This window comes from Stenotrophomonas sp., assembly GCF_050737075.1.
In the GTDB taxonomy this organism is placed as follows: Bacteria; Pseudomonadota; Gammaproteobacteria; order Xanthomonadales; family Xanthomonadaceae; genus Stenotrophomonas.
Map to the genome: position 1 here is coordinate 1 of NZ_JBOHXV010000095.1, position 16,671 is coordinate 16,671.

12 protein-coding genes are annotated in these 16,671 nt (G+C 66.6%); 6 read left to right on the forward strand and 6 right to left on the reverse strand.

The features are described 5' to 3' along the window. The 4 genes from minC to ACREPD_RS18220 form a co-directional block, all read left to right on the forward strand. The coding region (gene minC, locus ACREPD_RS18205; RefSeq protein ID WP_431600629.1) for a septum site-determining protein MinC at nt 1-381 on the forward strand (381 nt) is incomplete at its 5' end. Nucleotides 382-416: 35 nt separating this feature from the next. Then, nucleotides 417-1,226 (forward strand): septum site-determining protein MinD, encoded by an 810-nt coding sequence (minD, locus tag ACREPD_RS18210; RefSeq protein ID WP_431600630.1) that lies wholly within the window; start codon nt 417-419, stop codon nt 1,224-1,226. Between the two features lie 2 nt (nt 1,227-1,228). Continuing rightward, nucleotides 1,229-1,489: a cell division topological specificity factor MinE gene (minE, locus tag ACREPD_RS18215; protein WP_313343529.1), complete on the forward strand. Its 261-nt coding sequence runs from the start codon at nt 1,229-1,231 to the stop codon at nt 1,487-1,489. Between the two features lie 48 nt (nt 1,490-1,537). Further along, nucleotides 1,538-2,017: a hypothetical protein gene (locus ACREPD_RS18220; RefSeq protein WP_431600631.1), complete on the forward strand. Its 480-nt coding sequence runs from the start codon at nt 1,538-1,540 to the stop codon at nt 2,015-2,017. Nucleotides 2,018-2,671: 654 nt separating this feature from the next. Here the strand turns inward: ACREPD_RS18220 and ACREPD_RS18225 are convergent. From ACREPD_RS18225 to ACREPD_RS18235, 3 genes are all read right to left on the reverse strand, one after another. Further along, nucleotides 2,672-3,913, reverse strand: a complete 1,242-nt coding sequence (locus ACREPD_RS18225) for a DUF819 domain-containing protein (protein ID WP_431600632.1) — start codon at nt 3,911-3,913, stop codon at nt 2,672-2,674. A gap of 257 nt (nt 3,914-4,170) precedes the next feature. Then, entirely contained in the window at nt 4,171-6,234 is a 2,064-nt protein-coding gene (locus ACREPD_RS18230; protein WP_431600633.1) for a prolyl oligopeptidase family serine peptidase, read from the reverse strand. Between the two features lie 249 nt (nt 6,235-6,483). Continuing rightward, nucleotides 6,484-8,454: an OPT family oligopeptide transporter gene (locus ACREPD_RS18235; RefSeq protein WP_431600634.1), complete on the reverse strand. Its 1,971-nt coding sequence runs from the start codon at nt 8,452-8,454 to the stop codon at nt 6,484-6,486. Between the two features lie 169 nt (nt 8,455-8,623). Between ACREPD_RS18235 and ACREPD_RS18240 the strand changes: the two genes are divergently transcribed. Both ACREPD_RS18240 and ACREPD_RS18245 read left to right on the forward strand, forming a co-directional pair. Then, nucleotides 8,624-9,772, forward strand: a complete 1,149-nt coding sequence (locus ACREPD_RS18240; protein ID WP_431600635.1) for a DUF1624 domain-containing protein — start codon at nt 8,624-8,626, stop codon at nt 9,770-9,772. Between the two features lie 310 nt (nt 9,773-10,082). Then, nucleotides 10,083-11,840 carry a peptide MFS transporter gene (locus tag ACREPD_RS18245; RefSeq protein WP_431600636.1) on the forward strand — a complete coding sequence of 586 codons (1,758 nt, stop codon included), beginning with the start codon at nt 10,083-10,085 and terminating at the stop codon, nt 11,838-11,840. 85 nt (nt 11,841-11,925) lie between these two features. Here ACREPD_RS18245 and ACREPD_RS18250 read toward each other — a convergent pair whose 3' ends face one another. The 3 genes from ACREPD_RS18250 to ACREPD_RS18260 form a co-directional block, all read right to left on the reverse strand. Further along, nucleotides 11,926-13,875, reverse strand: a complete 1,950-nt coding sequence (locus tag ACREPD_RS18250; protein WP_431600637.1) for an alpha/beta hydrolase family protein — start codon at nt 13,873-13,875, stop codon at nt 11,926-11,928. A 136-nt stretch (nt 13,876-14,011) separates the two neighbouring features. Then, the gene (locus tag ACREPD_RS18255) at nt 14,012-16,000 is read right to left on the reverse strand and encodes an alpha/beta hydrolase family protein (RefSeq protein ID WP_431600638.1); all 1,989 of its coding nucleotides are present in this window, start codon (nt 15,998-16,000) and stop codon (nt 14,012-14,014) included. A gap of 162 nt (nt 16,001-16,162) precedes the next feature. Next, nucleotides 16,163-16,671, reverse strand: a 509-nt coding sequence (locus ACREPD_RS18260; RefSeq protein WP_431600639.1) for a LysE/ArgO family amino acid transporter, incomplete at its 5' end; no start/stop codon positions are given.

Genomic DNA, 16,671 nt, shown 5'->3' on the forward strand with positions numbered 1-16,671 from the left:
CGCGCGGCCGCCGCGCCGGCTGCAGCGGCCACGGACGCGGCCCGCGCGCCGCAGCCGGGCCGCATGCAGACCAGCAACGTGCGTTCGGGCCAGCAGTTGTATGCGGAAAACTGCGACCTGACGGTCATGGCCACGGTCGGCGCCGGCGCCGAGGTGATCGCCGATGGCAGCATCCATATTTACGGTACGCTGCGGGGCCGTGCCCTGGCAGGTGCCCAAGGCAACACCGCGGCGCGTATTTTCTGCCGCGACTTCCATGCTGAACTGGTCGCCATTGCCGGCCATTACAAGGTACTGGACGATGTTCCGGACAATCTGCGCGGCAAGGCCGTGCAGGTATGGCTGGAGCAGGACCAGATCAAGATTGCTGCGCTGGACTGAGCCAGCACCCCAACAGAAGAATCAGGAGAAGTCCTTTGGCTGAAATCATCGTAGTCACCTCCGGCAAGGGCGGCGTCGGCAAGACCACCAGCAGCGCCAGCCTGGCCTGTGGGCTGGCACGCCGTGGCAAAAAGGTGGCGGTGATCGACTTCGACGTCGGCCTGCGCAACCTTGATCTGATCATGGGCTGCGAGCGCCGCGTGGTGTACGACTTCGTCAATGTGGTCCACGGCGAAGCCACGCTCAAGCAGGCCTTGATCAAGGACAAGCGCTTCGACAACCTGTACGTGCTGGCTGCCTCGCAGACCCGCGACAAGGATGCGCTGACTGCGGATGGCGTGGAAAAGGTCCTGAAGGATCTGGTGGCCGATGGCTTCGACTACATCATCTGCGACTCGCCGGCCGGCATCGAGAAGGGCGCGTTCCTGGCGATGCATTTCGCGGACCGCGCGGTGGTCGTGGTCAACCCGGAAGTGTCGTCGGTGCGCGACTCGGACCGCATCATCGGCCTGCTCGACTCGAAGACGAAGCGCGCGGAAAACGGCGAAAACGTGCCGGCCTTCCTGCTGCTGACGCGCTACAGCCCGGCACGGGTGGAAACCGGCGAGATGCTGAGCATCACCGACGTGGAAGAGGTGCTGGGCCTGAAGGCGATTGGCGTGGTGCCCGAATCGGGCGACGTGCTGAACGCGTCGAACAAGGGCGAGCCGGTGATCCTGGATCCGGAATCGTCCGCTGGCCAGGCCTACGACGATGCGGTTGCCCGCATCCTTGGCGAAGAGCGCCCGATGCGCTTCACCGCTGTTGAGAAGAAGGGCTTCTTCAGCAAGCTGTTCGGAGGGTAAGCATGGGCCTGTTCGATTTCCTCAAGACGAAGAAGACCACCGCCGAAACGGCCAAGAACCGCCTGCAGATCATCATCGCGCAGGAGCGCAGCCACCGTGGTGGCCCGGACTACCTGCCGCTGCTGCAGCGTGAGCTGCTGGAAGTGATCAAGAAGTACGTGAACATCGACGCGGACGCGGTGAAGGTGGATCTGGTCAAGGACGGCGAGCACGATGTGCTCGACATCTCCGTCGCGTTGCCGGAAGGCCCGCAGCACCCCTGATCGACAGCGCCCCTTTCCGCACGGACGGGGGCGCGACACCGACACGCCATGGACACCCCCACCACCGACGCCGAACCGCGGGTCACCCGCGTAGGCGACATTGCATTCAACGATGCCGTGGCGTTACTCGCACGCCACGCGCTGCAGCTGCATCACGTGGCTGATGGGGCGCCGATTCCCGGCAGTTACTGGGGCGAGCCCGAAGCCGGGATCATCGCCAGCGACGTGTACGTGCGCAACGACACGCCGGTGCACTCGATGCTGCACGAGGCCTGTCACCTGATCGTGCTGCCGCCGGAGCGCCGCGCACTGGTGCACACCGATGCCACCGATTCGGTGCCCGAAGAAGACGCCACCTGTTACCTGCAGATCGTGCTGGCCGAACAGCTGCCGGGTGTTGGCAGCGCGCAGCTGATGGCGGATATGGATGCGTGGGGGTACACGTATCGGTTGGGCTCGACGCGTGCCTGGTTTGAGCAGGATGCGGAAGATGCCAAGGCGTGGTTGATCGAGCGCGGGTTGCTCTGACCGAAATCGGATTGCATTGACCGGTAGGTACCGACCGTTGGTCGGTACGGTGATGGATCTGTGCGAAACGCGCTGGCTGCTCTTATCTCCGCGTGTGGGCGAGGAAGGGGTAGGCCCTGGCGGGACACGCGTGAACCCATCCATGGGGCTCTTCGCAGCTCCTGCTGCTCAAGGTCCGGCCAGGGCCTACCCCTCCCTCGCCCCCATGGGTTCCCACGACCGGATCGAAGATCAAGATCCACGCTGCTAAAGCCGCGCGCGAAACACGGCGTTGCACGCCGTCGCCCGACCAATGGTCGGGCGCTACACATCTCCGAGGGGTTATCGGCAGCCACGCATGGCGTGGCTCTACGCGATGGGTGTAGCACGCGACCGAGGGCCACCTGCTTTTGCTCTCCCCCACCGCCGACGCATAACCGTCTGGGGGTGCGGGGCGGGAGGGGGTGGCGGGGCCTTGAGCAGCAGGAGCTGCGAAGAGCCCCATGGGTGAAGGCGCATTGCTTGCGAGGCACTGCCTCGCATGCGACTGAACGCACAGCCGCCAGCGGCTGGGCCGGACCGCGGAGCGGGGTTCACGCGTGCCCCGCTACCCCCTCCCGTCCCGCGCCCCCGCGCGCAGAGAATGAAAACGCCAACGCTCTACCGCGCGAAACGTCAGCCGCCGGCCAACGCCCGCAGGGTGATGCCTACTATGTAGGCGAGGTAGGTGCCGGTTGCGTAGCCCATGGTGCCGAGCAGGACGCCTACCGGGGCCAGGGATGGGTGGAAGGCAGCGGCGACTACCGGGGCCGATGCGGGGCCGCCGATGTTGGATTGCGAGCCGATGGCGAAGTAGAAGAATGGCACCTTGAGGACGATCGCCAGCGCCAGCAGCAGCACGATGTGCACGGCGATCCAGATCAGGCCGAGCGCGAACAGCCAGGGGCGCTCCAGCAGGGCCAGCAGGTCCATCTGCATGCCGATGCAGGCGATCAGGAAATACAGCAGCAGCGAGCCCAGCTTCGAGGCGCCCGCCCCTTCCAGGTTGCGCGCGCGGGTGAAGCTCAACGCCAGGCCGCAACTGGTGGAGATCACCACCACCCACACGAACGGCGCGTCGAGGCTGAACTGCGAGGCCCAGGCGACGTGGCCCTTGAACCAGGCCGAGACCGGGCCGGCGATGGCGTGCGAAAGGCCGACGGTGCCGAACGCCACCGCCACGATCAGCATCAGGTCGGTCAGGCTGGCGACGCGCTCGTGCTCGGCCTGGAATTTCTCGATGCGCAGTTTCAGCGCATCGATCGCCGAGGTGTCGGCGCCGGTGCGTGCGTCGATCTTCGCCGCTCGCCCCGCCATGAAAATCAGCACCGCCATCCACACATAGCCCACGCCCACGTCGACTACCGCGAACTGGCCGAAGGTGGTGGCGTTGACGTCGAATACTTCGCGCATGGCCAGCATGTTGGCGCCACCGCCGATCCAGCTGCCCGCCAAGGCGGCCATTCCGGCCCAGGTATCGCCGGCGACGGTTTCCGGATGTGCCCACTTCATCAGCATGAAGGCCACCACCGCGCCGATCATGATGCTGAAGGATGCCCCCAGGTACATCACGATCAGCTTCGGGCCCAGCCGCAGGATGCCCTTGATGTCCACCGCCAAGGTCAGCAGCACCAGCGCCGCCGGTAGCAGGATGTCGCGCGCGACCGGGTTGTACAGGCTGGTGTTCTGCCCGTCGATCAGGCCCACGGTGTTGTAGATGCCGGGAATCATGTAGCACAGCAGCAACGCCGGCACGAAGGTGTAGAAGCGCTTCCACAGCCCCGTCTCGCGTGAGGCGGTCCAGAACACGGCACCCAGGGTGGCGGCGATGAGGCCGAAGACGACGATGTCGTTCTGGATCAGGGCGGGTGCTTTCACGTAGTGGAATGCCTGGTTGGGTGGAAACCGCGGTAAAACCCGCGGTAGAAAAACCGCGGTGAGAAAAAGACCGGGTAGAGCCGACTGTTAGTCGGCTGTGCGGAGCATGGGGAAATTCGGAGCAGCCGAGCAACAGCCGACTAACAGTCGGCTCTACCCAGCCGGGCGTTACCCAGTCGGACGTCACCCCGTCGGACATTTCCCCGTCGGACGTTGCCCCCATACAACAGCGCCGCCCTTCGGCGGCGCTGTCCACATCATTCGCCGATGTGCTGCTTCAACCACGCATTGACGGTGTCGTGCCACTGCACGCTGTTCTGCGGCTTGAGCACCCAGTGGTTCTCGTCCGGGAAGTACAGGAACTTCGACTCGATGCCCTGGCGCTGCGCGGCGGTGAACGCGCCCAGACCCTGTTCGACCGGAATACGGAAATCGAGCTGGCCGTGGATGATCAAGATCGGCTTCTTCCAGTCGGCCACATGGTTGACCGGATTGAACCGCTCGTAGTTCTGCGGCTTGGCGAACGGCGTGCCGCCCTGCTCCCACTCGGTGAACCACAGCTCTTCGGTGGCGTACCCCATCATGCGCTGGTCGAACACGCCGTCATGGTTGACCAGGCACTTCCACGGCGCATTCCAGTTGCCGGCGATCCAGTTGACCATGAAGCCGCCGTAGCTGGCGCCCAGCGCGCAGGCCTTGTCGCCGTTGAGGAACGGGTACTGCTTCTGCGCTGCCGCCCAGCCCTTCTGCAGGTCTTCCAGCGGGCGGTCGCCCCAGTGCTGGCTGATCGCGTCGGTGAACGCCTGGCCGTAACCGGTCGAACCGTGGAAGTCGATCATCACCACCGCGTAGCCCTGGCCCGCGTACGTCTGCGGGTTCCAGCGGTAGCTCCAGCCGTTGCCGAAGCTCCCCTGCGGGCCGCCGTGGATCAGGAACGCGACCGGGTAGGTCTTGCCTTCCTGGTAGTTGTACGGCTTGACCACGTAACCGTGCACGGTCTCGTTGTTCCAGCCCTTGAACTGGAACTGCTCGTAATCGCCGAAGGCGACGTCCGGCAGCACTTCGCTGGCGCTCGGGGTGATCTCGCGCGGGCTGCTGCCGTCGGCCTGGGCCACCACGATCTGGTCACCGCTCTTCAGGCTGTTCTTCGTGTAGGCCAGCGTGCCGCCGGCGATCACCGGCGAACCGATGCTGCCGCCTTCGGCAACGACCGTGGCCTTGCCGGTGGCGATGTCGATGTTGAACAGGCGGTGTTCGCCCAGGTCATCGGCGCCGGTGTAGAAGCTCTTGCCATCCTGCGACAGCACCACTTCGCCGGCCGAACGGTCCCAGTTCGGGGCAACTTCGCGGGTCTTGCCCGAGGCCAGGTCCAGGGCGATGACGCCGAAACGATCGGCCTCGAAGCCCGGGCGCTTCATCGCGCGGTAGTACAGGGTGTTGCCGTCGGCGCTGAACACCGGACCGGCATCCCAGGCCGGGTTGGCCGCAGTCAGGTTGACCGGGGCCTGCTTGCCCTCGGCGTCCAGGCGGTACAGGTCGAAGTTGGTCGACCACGCCTCTTCACGGCCGGCCACGCGGATGCTGGCCACCACGCTCTTGCCGTCCGGTGCCCAGGTGAAATCGTCATTCCCGCCAAACGGCTTGGACGGCGCGTCGCCGACCAGGGTGGCGCTGATCGCCGAGGCGCCCTTGACCGCGGCAGCCTTGGCGGCCGGCAGCGGGGCCACGAACAGCGTATTGCGGCGGCCGTCGTTCCAAGTGTCCCAATGGCGCACGAACAGGCTGTCGAAGACTTCACCGGTGTTCTTGCGCGCCTTGTGTGCGTCCAGCTTCTTGCTGGTGCAGGCCAGGTCCGAGCCGCAGTCCTGGAACACGCCGGCGCTGAAGGCCACGCGGTCGCCCTGCGGCGAGATCTGGTAGCTGTCCACGTCCACGGCGAAGTCGGTCAGCTGGCGCGGGGTACCGCCGGCCAGCGGCATGGCATACAGCTGCTGGCTGCCGCCCTTGGCGCTGAGGAAGTACACGGTCTGGCCGTCGGCCGACAGCGCGGCCGAGTTGACGTTCCAGCCGGCCGGGGTGAGCGGCCGGGGCGGCGCCAGGTCGCGGGTGCGGAGGTTGCGGATGAACAGGCCGGTGCTGGCCTTGCTGTCGGTGCCGAGCACGCGCTTGGCGAACACGACGTTGCCGCCGTCGGCGGTCAGCAGCGGGGCCGAAACCCGATCCAGCGCGATCATGTCGCGCACATCCAGGCCACGCGTGGCAGCCAGCGACGGCAGCGCGGTCAGCAGGCACAACGGCAGCAGGGCGTAACGAAGTTTCATCGGGTTCTCCGCAGAACGGCAAAACGCCGATGTTATGGGTCCGAAGCCCCCAAACGCAAAGGCCACACGTCATGCCTGGCCACGCATTCCTGGCTCGCAGCCCCGAAGAGAACGGCAGGAGCCGTTCTCAACGTCGCGCAGCGACGGCCCGGAGGGTGCCCGCCAGGACGGCGGGCATAACGTTGGCCGGCAACATTTAAAGAAAAACCCCGCCGAAGCGGGGTTTCTCGGGTTCACATCAGACCGGAATCAGACCGCGGTGGCTTTTTTGCCGGTCCGGTAGATCAACCAGCCCACCACGAACAGCACCGCCAGGCCGATCCACTGCGCCCCCGGCAGGTGGAACGGCAACGCCAGGATGTCTGCACGCTTCCAGATCACGATCGGCACGGCGATGGCGATGCCCATCAGGGCCTCACCGGTGATCAGGCCGGCGGCGAACAGCACGCCCGGCTTGTGGATGCGGTCGCGGCCTTCCTCATCGTCGCCACGCACCTTGTGGAAGCGCTCCACCAGGTAGGCGATCAGGCCGCCCAGGAAGATCGGCACCATCAGTTCCAGCGGCAGGTAGATACCGATCGCCGCGGCCAGCACCGGCACGCGGAAGCGGGCGTTGCGCGACTTCAGCCAGCTGTCGAAGGCGATGATCGCGGCACCGACCACGGCGCCGATGCCGATGAAGGTCCACGGCAGTTCACCGCCGAACAGGCCCTTGGCCACCGAGGCCATCAGGTTGGCCTGCGGCGCGGCGAGCGCGTTGGGGTGCAGATCGGACTTGACGCCGATGCCGTACGCGGTGGCCAGCAGGTTCAGCACCGGCGCCATGATCAGCGCGCAGGAGAACGCGCCGATGCCCAGCATCAGCTGCTGCTTCCAGGGGGTGGCACCGACGATGTAGCCGGCCTTCAGGTCCTGCAGGTTGTCGCCACCCACCGCTGCCGCGCAGCACACCACGGCGCCGATCATGATCGCGGCCACCGCACCGAGCGGCGCACCGCCGATACCGACCGGGGTGAGGCCATCCTTGCCCAGCAGCAGCACCAGCACCGCCGAGGCAAACAGGATGGTGGAGATGGTGATGCCCGACACCGGGTTGTTGGACGAGCCGATCAGGCCGGCCAGGTAGGCCGAGACCGAAACGAACAGGAAGCCGGCGACGATCATGATGAGGGTCATCGGGATCGACACGTGCCACTGGCCAACGATGGCCTGGTACAGCGCCAGCAGCGGCAGGGTGAACACCACCAGTGCCACCAGCATCCACTTCATCGGCAGGTCGCGCTCGGTATGTGCCAGCACCGGGCCACCGCTCTTGCGTGCGGCGGCGAAGCCGCTCTTGACGCCGTTGAGCAGCGACTTGCGCAGCGAAATCAGCGTCCACACACCGCCGATCAGCATTGCGCCCACGCCCAGGTAGCGCATCTTCGCGCCCCAGATGGCGAACGCCGCTTCGGTGGACGACGCCGTGGCGATCGACGCGGCCAGGGCCGGGTCGGCGTTCATGAAGAACGCCTGGTACAGCGGGATGGCGATGTGCCAGGTCAGGATCGAGCCGGACACCACCACGATGCCGACGTTGAGGCCGACGATGTAGCCCACGCCCAGCAGCGCCGGCGACAGGTTGGTGCCGATGAAGGCGGTGATTTTCGAGCTGCCCAGGTAAGCCGAGGTGGCCCAGACGTCTGGAATCAGGCGCATGCCGCTTTCGGCGCAGAGCTTCACCACCGCACCGATCGCCCCGGACACGGCCAGGATCTTCAGGCCCGGGCCCGGGTTCTCACCGGCCTTGAGCACTTCGGCCGCGGCCTTGCCTTCGGGGAAGGGAAGCGGGTCTTCGACGATCATCGAACGGCGCAGCGGCACCGAGAACAGCACGCCCAGCAGACCGCCGAGACCGGCGATGCCCAGCACCCACCAGTACTTGAAGTCCGGCCAGTAGCCCATGATCACCAGCGCGGGGATCGTGAAGATCACGCCCGCAGCGATCGACGAGCCGGCCGAGGCGCCGGTCTGCACGATGTTGTTTTCCAGGATGGTGCCGCCGCCGAGCAGGCGCAGCACCCCCATGGAGATCACCGCCGCCGGAATGGCGGTGGCGATGGTCAGGCCTGCAAACAGACCCAGGTAGGCGTTGGCCGCCGACAGAATCACCGCCAGCACGATGGCAAGCACCACCGCGCGGAAAGTGAGCTGTTTGGGCGCAGCGTCGTCGTTGTTCATGAAAGCCCCTGCTGGCAAAAAATCTGCCCCACGCTAGCGTTCATGTGCAGGCATGGCAACCCGTGCCGATTGGCACGCGCTTCCCGCCCCGTTCGGCAAAGTGGAGAAGCGACCCGCGCATGCCATTTTGTTATGTTATATCCTGTCACACCACCCGTTCGGCGTGCTTGTGGCCCCTCTCTCCCACCGCCTCACCTCCATCGACCAGCTGCGCGGCACCGTCATCGTGTTGATGCTGCTCGACCACGTGCGCGAGACCTTGTACCTGCACGCGCAGGTGCCCGACCCGATGGTCGTGGACCAGGTCGAGCCGACGCTGTTCGTCAGCCGTCTGCTTGCCCACCTGTGCGCACCCGTGTTTGTCCTGCTCACCGGCCTGTCCGCCTGGCTGTACGGCAGCGGCCAGGCCGACCCACGCAGCGCCGCCGCTACGTTCCTGCTCAAACGCGGGGTGTTCCTGATCCTGCTGGAACTGCTGGTGGTCAACTTCGCCTGGACCCTGCAGTTCCCGCCCAGCGTCATCTACCTGCAGGTGATCTGGGCCATTGGCATCAGCATGGTGGCCCTGGCGGGCCTGCTGTGGCTGCCGCGCGGCGCCCTGGCGGCCCTGGCCATCGCGCTGATTGCCGGGCACAACCTGCTCGATGGCGTCCACGCCAGCGGCGACGGTCCGCTGGCCGTGCTGTGGAAGGTGCTGCACCAGCGCGACTGGATCGCCGTAGGCGATTCCCTGCGCCTGCGCACTTCCTACCCGGTGCTGCCCTGGATCGGCGTCATTGCACTCGGCTACACCCTCGGCCCCTGGTTCGCCCGCCATGGCGATCCCGCCCTGCGCCAACGCCGATTGCTGTGGGCCGGCGGCGGCGCCCTGCTGGGCTTCGTCCTGCTGCGCGCCGCCAACGTCTACGGCGACGCGCCGTGGCAGGCCATGGCCAGCGCAGGGCAGACCCTGATGAGCGTCTTCAACGTCACCAAGTACCCCCCTTCCCTGTTGTTCCTGCTGCTGACACTGGGCATCGGCCTGCTGCTGCTGCGCCTGTACGAACAGCCCCGGGTCGCCCGTGCCCTGGCACCGCTGGCCAACATCGGCGCCGCGCCGATGTTCTTTTACCTGCTGCATCTGTATGTGTTGAAGCTGTTGTATGTGGCCGCCCAGGCGCGCTGGGGCCCGACCCACGGGGCCTACTTCGGTGTGGACCACGTCTGGATGCTGTGGATGATCACCGCCGCGCTGGCGCTGGCGCTCTATTGGCCGACGCGCGCCTTCGCGCGCCTGAAGGCGCGCCGGAAAGACCTGGTCTGGTTGCGCTACCTGTAACCCTGCGAAGAGCAGCCACGCATGGCGTGGCACTACGCGGCCGTTCGGTCCGACATCGCAAACCCTGAAGGGCGCGGGGCGGCAGGGCCCAGCGGGACCTTGAGCAGCAGGAGCTGCGAAGAGCCCCATGGATGGGTTCACGCGTGTCCCGTTGGGCCCTGCCGTCCCGCGCCCCGACCGATAGCGGTGAATCGCCAGGCTGTTGGCGCAACCCCATGCGCGTACCGACCAACGGTCGGCACCTACCGGCGCGGCGCGTTCGGCACGCCAATAGGCAATAATCGCGACCTGTTTTGTCGCCTATCGCCCGATGACCGCCACCGCCCTGCCCGCTTCCGACGACTTCCTTGGCCATCCCAAAGGCGTTTACGTCTGCTTCTTCACCGAGATGTGGGAGCGCTTCTCGTTCTACGGCATGAAGGCGCTGCTGCTGCTGTACCTCACCAAGTACCACCTGTTCGGCGACAAGGCCGGCCTGGATCTGCTCGGTGCCTACGGCGGGCTGGTCTACTGCATTCCCGTCTTCGGCGGCCTGCTCGCCGACCGCTGGCTGGGCATGCGCAAGGCGGTGGTGTTCGGCGGCGTCCTGCTGGTGCTGGGCCACCTCGGCATGGCGTTCGAAGGCCATGCCGCCACCCGCGTCGGCGGCCAGGTGGTGCGTGACGAGGCCGCTCTAGGCATCACCTATCTCTCGCTGGCGCTGATCATCATGGGCGTGGGCTTCCTCAAGCCCAACATCTCCACCATCGTCGGCAAGCTCTACCCCGAGAACGATCCCCGCCGCGATTCCGGCTTCTCGCTGTTCTACGCCGGCATCAACCTGGGCGCCCTGTTCGCCTCGCTGGTGTGCGGCTTCCTCGGCGAGGCTTACGGCTGGAAGTACGGCTTCGGCGCCGCCGGCATCGGCATGGTCATCGGCCTGGCCATGTTCCTGTGGGGCCAGAAGTACCTGCACGGCCATGCCGAACCGAGCAACGCGGCCGCACTGCGACAGCGCGTGCTGGGCCTGCCGCGCGAATGGCTGATCTACGGCGTGGCCGTGCTCGGCATCGTTCCCGTGGCCGCACTCATGTGGGCCGCCGCCAACGGCGCGTTCGCACTGGGCGGTGAAATCAGCCTCGCGCTCATGCTGATGATCGTCGTCCTCGGCGGCGTGCTGCTCTGGTTTGCCTGGTTCACCGGTACCCGCTGCACCCCGGTGCAGCGCCAGCAGATGATCGCGCTGATGGCCCTGATCTTCATGGCACTGGTGTTCTTCACCCTGTACGAGCAGACCTACGGCTCGTGGGTGACCTTCACCGACCGCCTGCTGACCAAGGACCTGGTGCCCTCGCTGGTGATCCGCGACGGCACCCCGCTGCCGTGGTCGATCGCATCGCTGCTGCTGGCCCCGCTGGGCTTCGTGGTTGCCGCGCGGCTGTCCGAGAAGCGCCCGGGCTCGTCGGCGCCGCGCACGCTGTTCATCGCCATCGTCGCGGTGATGCTGGTGCTGCTCATCCGCGACTGCCTGGTGATTCCGCAGACCGCCGGTTCGCTCACCTATCTGGGCGGCCTGTTCCTGGTGGTGCTGGCGCCGTTGTTTGCCGTGTTGTGGGCCTGGCTGGACCGCCGCCGGCTGGACCCGTCCAAGCCGCTGAAGTCGTCGCTCGGCCTGATCTTCGCCGCGCTGTCCTTCGTGCCGCTGGCGCTCGCGGCCCAGCAGGTGGGTGCGACCGGTCAGATGGCCAGCGTGTGGTGGCTGGTGCTGGCCTACCTGGTGCTGGAGATCGGCGAAATGTGCTTGTCGCCGGTCGGCCTGTCGGCCGTGACCCAGCTGGCCGCGCCTCGTGTGGTCAGCCTGATGATGGGCACCTGGTTCCTGGCCACCGCGTTCTCCGAAACGCTGGCCGCGCTGTTCGGCAAGCTTGCGGCGATCGAGGTGCCGGAGGGAGAAACCATGAACATCGCCGCGGCCGCCGCCAGCTATGAACACCTGTTCTGGTTGCTGATGTGGATCGGGCTGGGTTGTGCTGCGGTGGCCCTGGCAGGCTCGCCGTTGCTGAAGCGGATGATGCACGGGGTGAAGTAACGCGGGCCGTGCACAGCCACGCATGGCGTGGCTCTACGTTGGGGGTGCCGGCGCGGTTTCGTGGGGCCGCCGACGCCCCGGTTGGTTACGGTTGTGCCGGGGTCGCGGCCGATGCTGTCTCGCCGCCCAGGCTGCGCGACAGGAACGCCAGCAGCCTGGCGTAGTACTCGCGCTGGTGTTCCTGGGTATAGAAGCCGTGGCCCTCGGTCTTGTAGTACAGGCTTTCCACCGGCGTGCCGGCGCGGCGCAGCGCGGCTTCCATTTTCTTGGTGTGCTCGATCGGCGCGCGCTTGTCTTCGCCGCCAGCGGCCAGGAACACCGGCACCTTGACCTGTGCGGCCAGGTTGACCGGCGAATGCACCCCCAGTTCCTCGGCCGGCCCCATCCAGTTGAGCAGGTAGTTGACCCCCGAGCGCTCGTCCTGGATGTCGCCGCGCTGGTACATCATCGGCAGGTCGTACACGCCCACGTAGCCGGCAGCACACTGGTACAGGCCCGGCTCGCGCACGGTTCCCATCATCGCCGCATAGGCACCGTAACTGGCACCGTAGATGCAGATGCGCTTTTCGTCGGCAATGCCCTGCGCGATCGCCCAGCGCGTTGCATCGGTCACATCGTCCTGCATGCGCAGGCCCCATTGCCGATTGCCGGCAGCGGCATGCGCGCGGCCGTAATTGGACGAGCCGCGGAAATTGATCTGCAGCACCGCGTAACCGGCCGCGGCCAGCAACTGCGTTTCGCGTTCGTAGTCGCCCGAATCGAAGACGCCGACAGGCCCACCGTGCGGCACCACCACCATGGGCAGCCGGCGGGCGTCCTTGCCCTTAAGCAGCGTCAGGAAGCCGTGCAATGGCAGTCCGTCGCGCGCGGTCAGCGCCACCGGCCGCACCTCGGCACTCTGCGCGGGATCGATCCAGCTGCTGCGGCTGGCCAATAGCCTGGCCGTCTTTTCGACCGTGTCGTAGCGATAGAAATCCCCCGGGTTGGTGCCCGACCAGGTCTGGACCAGCACCGTGCGCCCGTCGCGGGTGGCGGAGGTGACGTACACGGGGCCGCGCAGTGCGGCCCGCAGCGTGCGATACAGCCGCGCGGTGCTGGAGGTGTCGTCGAAGAAGCGCGCACGCGGAACGTCGCCGTAGTACAGCGCGCCCACCGGCACCCGGGTGCCGGGCTGGTAGATCACCTCGCCCGGGTCCACCACGTCGTCGCGCAGCAGCAGGCGGCGTTCGTGGGTCTGCGGGTTCCAGCTCACGATGGCGTCGGGCCCTTCGGTCTGCTCGACCCGCAGGTAGGCCAGGCTGCCGTCGGCCGAGAAACCCAGCGGCCGTTCGACCCGATGGCTCTGCGACTCGTCGTTGACCAGCACCCAGTCCTCGCCCCGCTGCGTGCGGTAATACAGCTTGGGCACGTTGTCCGCGCTGGCGCCCGCCGCGAAGCGCACTTCGCCGCTGTTGTCAGTGGTGAAGGTGGCCCGCTGCACCGGCGAACGGGCAATGGCCAGCCGGCGCCCGGTGACCGCATCCATCCGCTCGATCCGGGTATAGGGATTCTCGGCGAACGGCCATACCGCAATCAGTACGTTGCGGTCGTCGTTGGCCAGCTCGTCAGCGAGGAACGCGGCCACGCCGCCTTCGTTGAAGCCGCCCACGCGGTAACCGATCAGCAGCTGCCCGCCCCTGCCGTCGGCATTGATGCCGTACAGTTCGCCGGTGGCCTGCGGCTTGTCCAGCCGCCCCGCCTTCTGCGCCAGCCCGATTACCAGGCGGCCGTTGCTCACCCAGTCGAAGGCGTTGGCGTGATTGTTGCGCGGCGGGCGGAACGACCCGACCAGTGCCATGTCGGCACTGCGCAGGATCGCCACGGCGGTGGCGTCTTCGAGCGGCACGGTCGCCGCCACGTAGGTACCGTCGGGCGAGATCTTGATGTTGGTAAACGCATCCTCGCGCAGGAAGCGCTCCAGATCGACCGCACCCGCCCCTGCAGACAGTACCGCACAGCCCGCGCCCAGCAACGCGGCCACAACACGCTTGCGCATCCTTCCCCCCGGCGTTCCGGACCCCCTGTCCGGCTGGCCGATTCTAGGCAGATGCGGGGTGCCTGCGCCATACGAGGGCGGCCGGAAAAAGAAACGGCACCCGAAGGTGCCGTTCGTGTCCCGCCGTGTCCTGGGGTCAGGGCGTTGCGGGCGCGGTGGCGGCAGCGGTCTTGCCACCCAGGCTGCGCGAGAGGAAGGCCAGCAGCTTCGCGTAATACTCGCGGCGATGCGGATCGGTGTAGAAGCCGTGGCCTTCAGTGGAGTAATACAGCGATTCCACCGGCACGCCGGCCTTCTGCAGCGCGGCTTCCATCCGCTTGGTGTGCAGGATGGGCGCGCGCTCGTCCTCACCGCCAGCGGCCAGGAACACCGGCACCTTGATGCGGTCGGCGAGGTTCACTGGCGACACCTCAGCCACGTCCTTGGGGTTGCCCTGCCATTCCTTCAGGTAGGTGCTGCCCGAGCCACTGCGCTGGATATCGCCGGTGGTATGCATCATCGGCAGGTCATACACGCCGACGTAGCCGGCAGCGCACCGGTACAGCCCCGGCTCGCGCACCACGCCCATCAGCGTGGAATAGGCACCGTAGCTGGCCCCGTAGATGCAGATCTTCGATGCATCGGCGTGGCCCTCGTTGATGGCCCAGCGGGTGGCGTCGGTGACGTCGTCCTGCATCCTGCCGCCCCACTGTCTGGCACCGGCCTGTTGATACGCACGACCGTAGTGGCCGGAGCCGCGGAAGTTGACCTGCAGCACGGCGTAGCCGGCGCTTGCCAGCATCTGCGCCTCCACGTCGTAGTCGCCCTGATCGAAGACACCGAATGGCCCGCCATGCGGCATCACCACCATCGGTGGCTTGCCGGCGGCCGCCGCCGGTGGAAGGGTCAGGTAGCCGTGCAGCTCCATGCCGTCGCGCGCCTTGAAGGCGAACGGCTGCACCTTGGCGGCGGCCTCCGGGTCGACCCACACGCTGCGGCTGATCAGGTGATCGGCCTTCTTGGCCACGGTATCGAAGATGTAGAAATCGCCGGGGTTGCGCCCCGACCAGGCCTCCACCAGCACCTGGCGTCCGTCACGGGTGCTGGAGGTGATGAATACCGCATCGCCCCCGAAGGCATGCTCCAGGCTGCGGTAGAGACGGGCATCGGCCGAGCTCTCGTCGAAGAAGCGCGTGCGTGGGGTGTCGCCCAGATACAACGCACCAACGGGGATGCGGGTACCGGGGCGGTAGATCAGCCGATCCGGATCGACCACCGGATCGCGCAGCAGCGGGCTGCGTGCACCTGTGGCGGGATCCCAGCTGACGATCGCATCGGGACCGCTGGCCTGCTCGACCTGCAGATAGGCCGTCTTGGCATCTTCGGAGAAGCCCAGCGCAACTTCGATGTGGCCGGTGTCGGCTTCATCGTTGACCAGCTTCCAGGAATCCCCGATGGCATCGCGGTAGTACAACTTGTTGACGTTGTCCGAGCCCGCACCATGGGCGAAACGGATCTGCCCGTTCGGATCGCTGGTGAACTCGGCGCGTCGAACCGGCGAACGGGCCACGGTCTGGCGACGACCGCTGGCAATGTCCAGGCGGTCCACGCGGGTATACGGATCCTCGAAGAACGGCCATATCGAGACCAGTACGTTGCGCTCATCCTGCGGCATCGAATCGATGAGGTACGCGGCGACCGATTCCACTTTCTTGGGCTGGATGCGGGTGCCCGGGCCCTTGCTTTCCACCCGGTAGCCGACCAGCAGTTCGCCGCGGCCGCCGTTGGCGTTCATCGCGTACAGCTCGCCGGTCGGCTGCGGCTGGTCGAGGCTGCCGAACTTTTCGGCAAGGCCGATCAGCAGGCGATCGTTGCTCACCCAGTAGAAGTTGCTTGCATGGTTGTTGCGCGGTGGTACAAACGTACCGGAGACCTTGCCGTTGGCACGGCTGATGATCGCCAGCGCGGTACGGTCTTCCATCGGCACGGTGGCCGCGTAGTAGTCGCCGCCCGGGGACAGCTTGATATCGGTGAATGTGTCGCGCTTGAGATAATGCTCCAGGTCCAGCCCGGCCGCCGCCGACTGCCCCACCGGCCCGCACAACAGGGCCACGACGGCCAACGCCGCCCACGTCGAGTAACGCATCCTTCCCCCCCTCCTTCCGGACCCCTTGTCCGTGATCGCCGATTCTAGACAGATCGCGAGGGCGGCGGCCAGTTGCGTCAGTCACGGACGCAGGTGACCCGGAAAAAAAATGGCACCGCGAACGGTGCCATTTGGACGTGCATTGACGGAGAGAGAGAGAGATCAATGCACGCCGCGGAACGCCAGGGTCAGGGCCAGGATGGAGAGGATCACGGCGATGCTGCCGTCGAGAATCCGCCAGGTCCGCGGCTTGGTGAACAGCGGGGCCAGCAGGCGGGCGCCCAGGCCCTGCGCGGTCAGCCACAGGCAGCTGGCGGTGACGACGCCGGCAGCGAAGGCCATGCGCGCATTGCCGAAGTTTTCGGCAATGGAACCGATCACCATCATGTCCAGCCAGAAGTGCGGGTTGATCAGCGAGAAGCCGACGGCGGCGGTCAGCACCGCGCGGCGCGAGGTGTTGTCGCCATCATCCATCTGCATGCCGCCACCGCCGGCCAGCGCGCGACGCGCCGACTGCCAGGCGTACCAGCTCAGGAAGGCGACGCCGCCCCACAGGACCACGGTGGTCAGCCACGGCAGGGCCTGGGTCAGGGTGCGCAGGCCGGCAACGCTGGCGAAGATGAACACCGCATCGATGGCCGCACAGGTCGCCACGACGGGCACGATGCGCT

What these genes read in the sequence shown, in the direction of transcription:
- minE (WP_313343529.1), top strand. Translation starts at nt 1,229, where the DNA reads ATGGGCCTGTTCGATTTCCTCAAGACGAAGAAGACCACCGCCGAAACG.
- ACREPD_RS18220 (WP_431600631.1), top strand. Translation starts at nt 1,538, where the DNA reads ATGGACACCCCCACCACCGACGCCGAACCGCGGGTCACCCGCGTAGGC.
- ACREPD_RS18230 (WP_431600633.1), bottom strand. Translation starts at nt 6,234, where the DNA reads ATGAAACTTCGTTACGCCCTGCTGCCGTTGTGCCTGCTGACCGCGCTG.
- ACREPD_RS18235 (WP_431600634.1), bottom strand. Translation starts at nt 8,454, where the DNA reads ATGAACAACGACGACGCTGCGCCCAAACAGCTCACTTTCCGCGCGGTG.
- ACREPD_RS18245 (WP_431600636.1), top strand. Translation starts at nt 10,083, where the DNA reads ATGACCGCCACCGCCCTGCCCGCTTCCGACGACTTCCTTGGCCATCCC.
- ACREPD_RS18250 (WP_431600637.1), bottom strand. Translation starts at nt 13,875, where the DNA reads ATGCGCAAGCGTGTTGTGGCCGCGTTGCTGGGCGCGGGCTGTGCGGTA.
- ACREPD_RS18255 (WP_431600638.1), bottom strand. Translation starts at nt 16,000, where the DNA reads ATGCGTTACTCGACGTGGGCGGCGTTGGCCGTCGTGGCCCTGTTGTGC.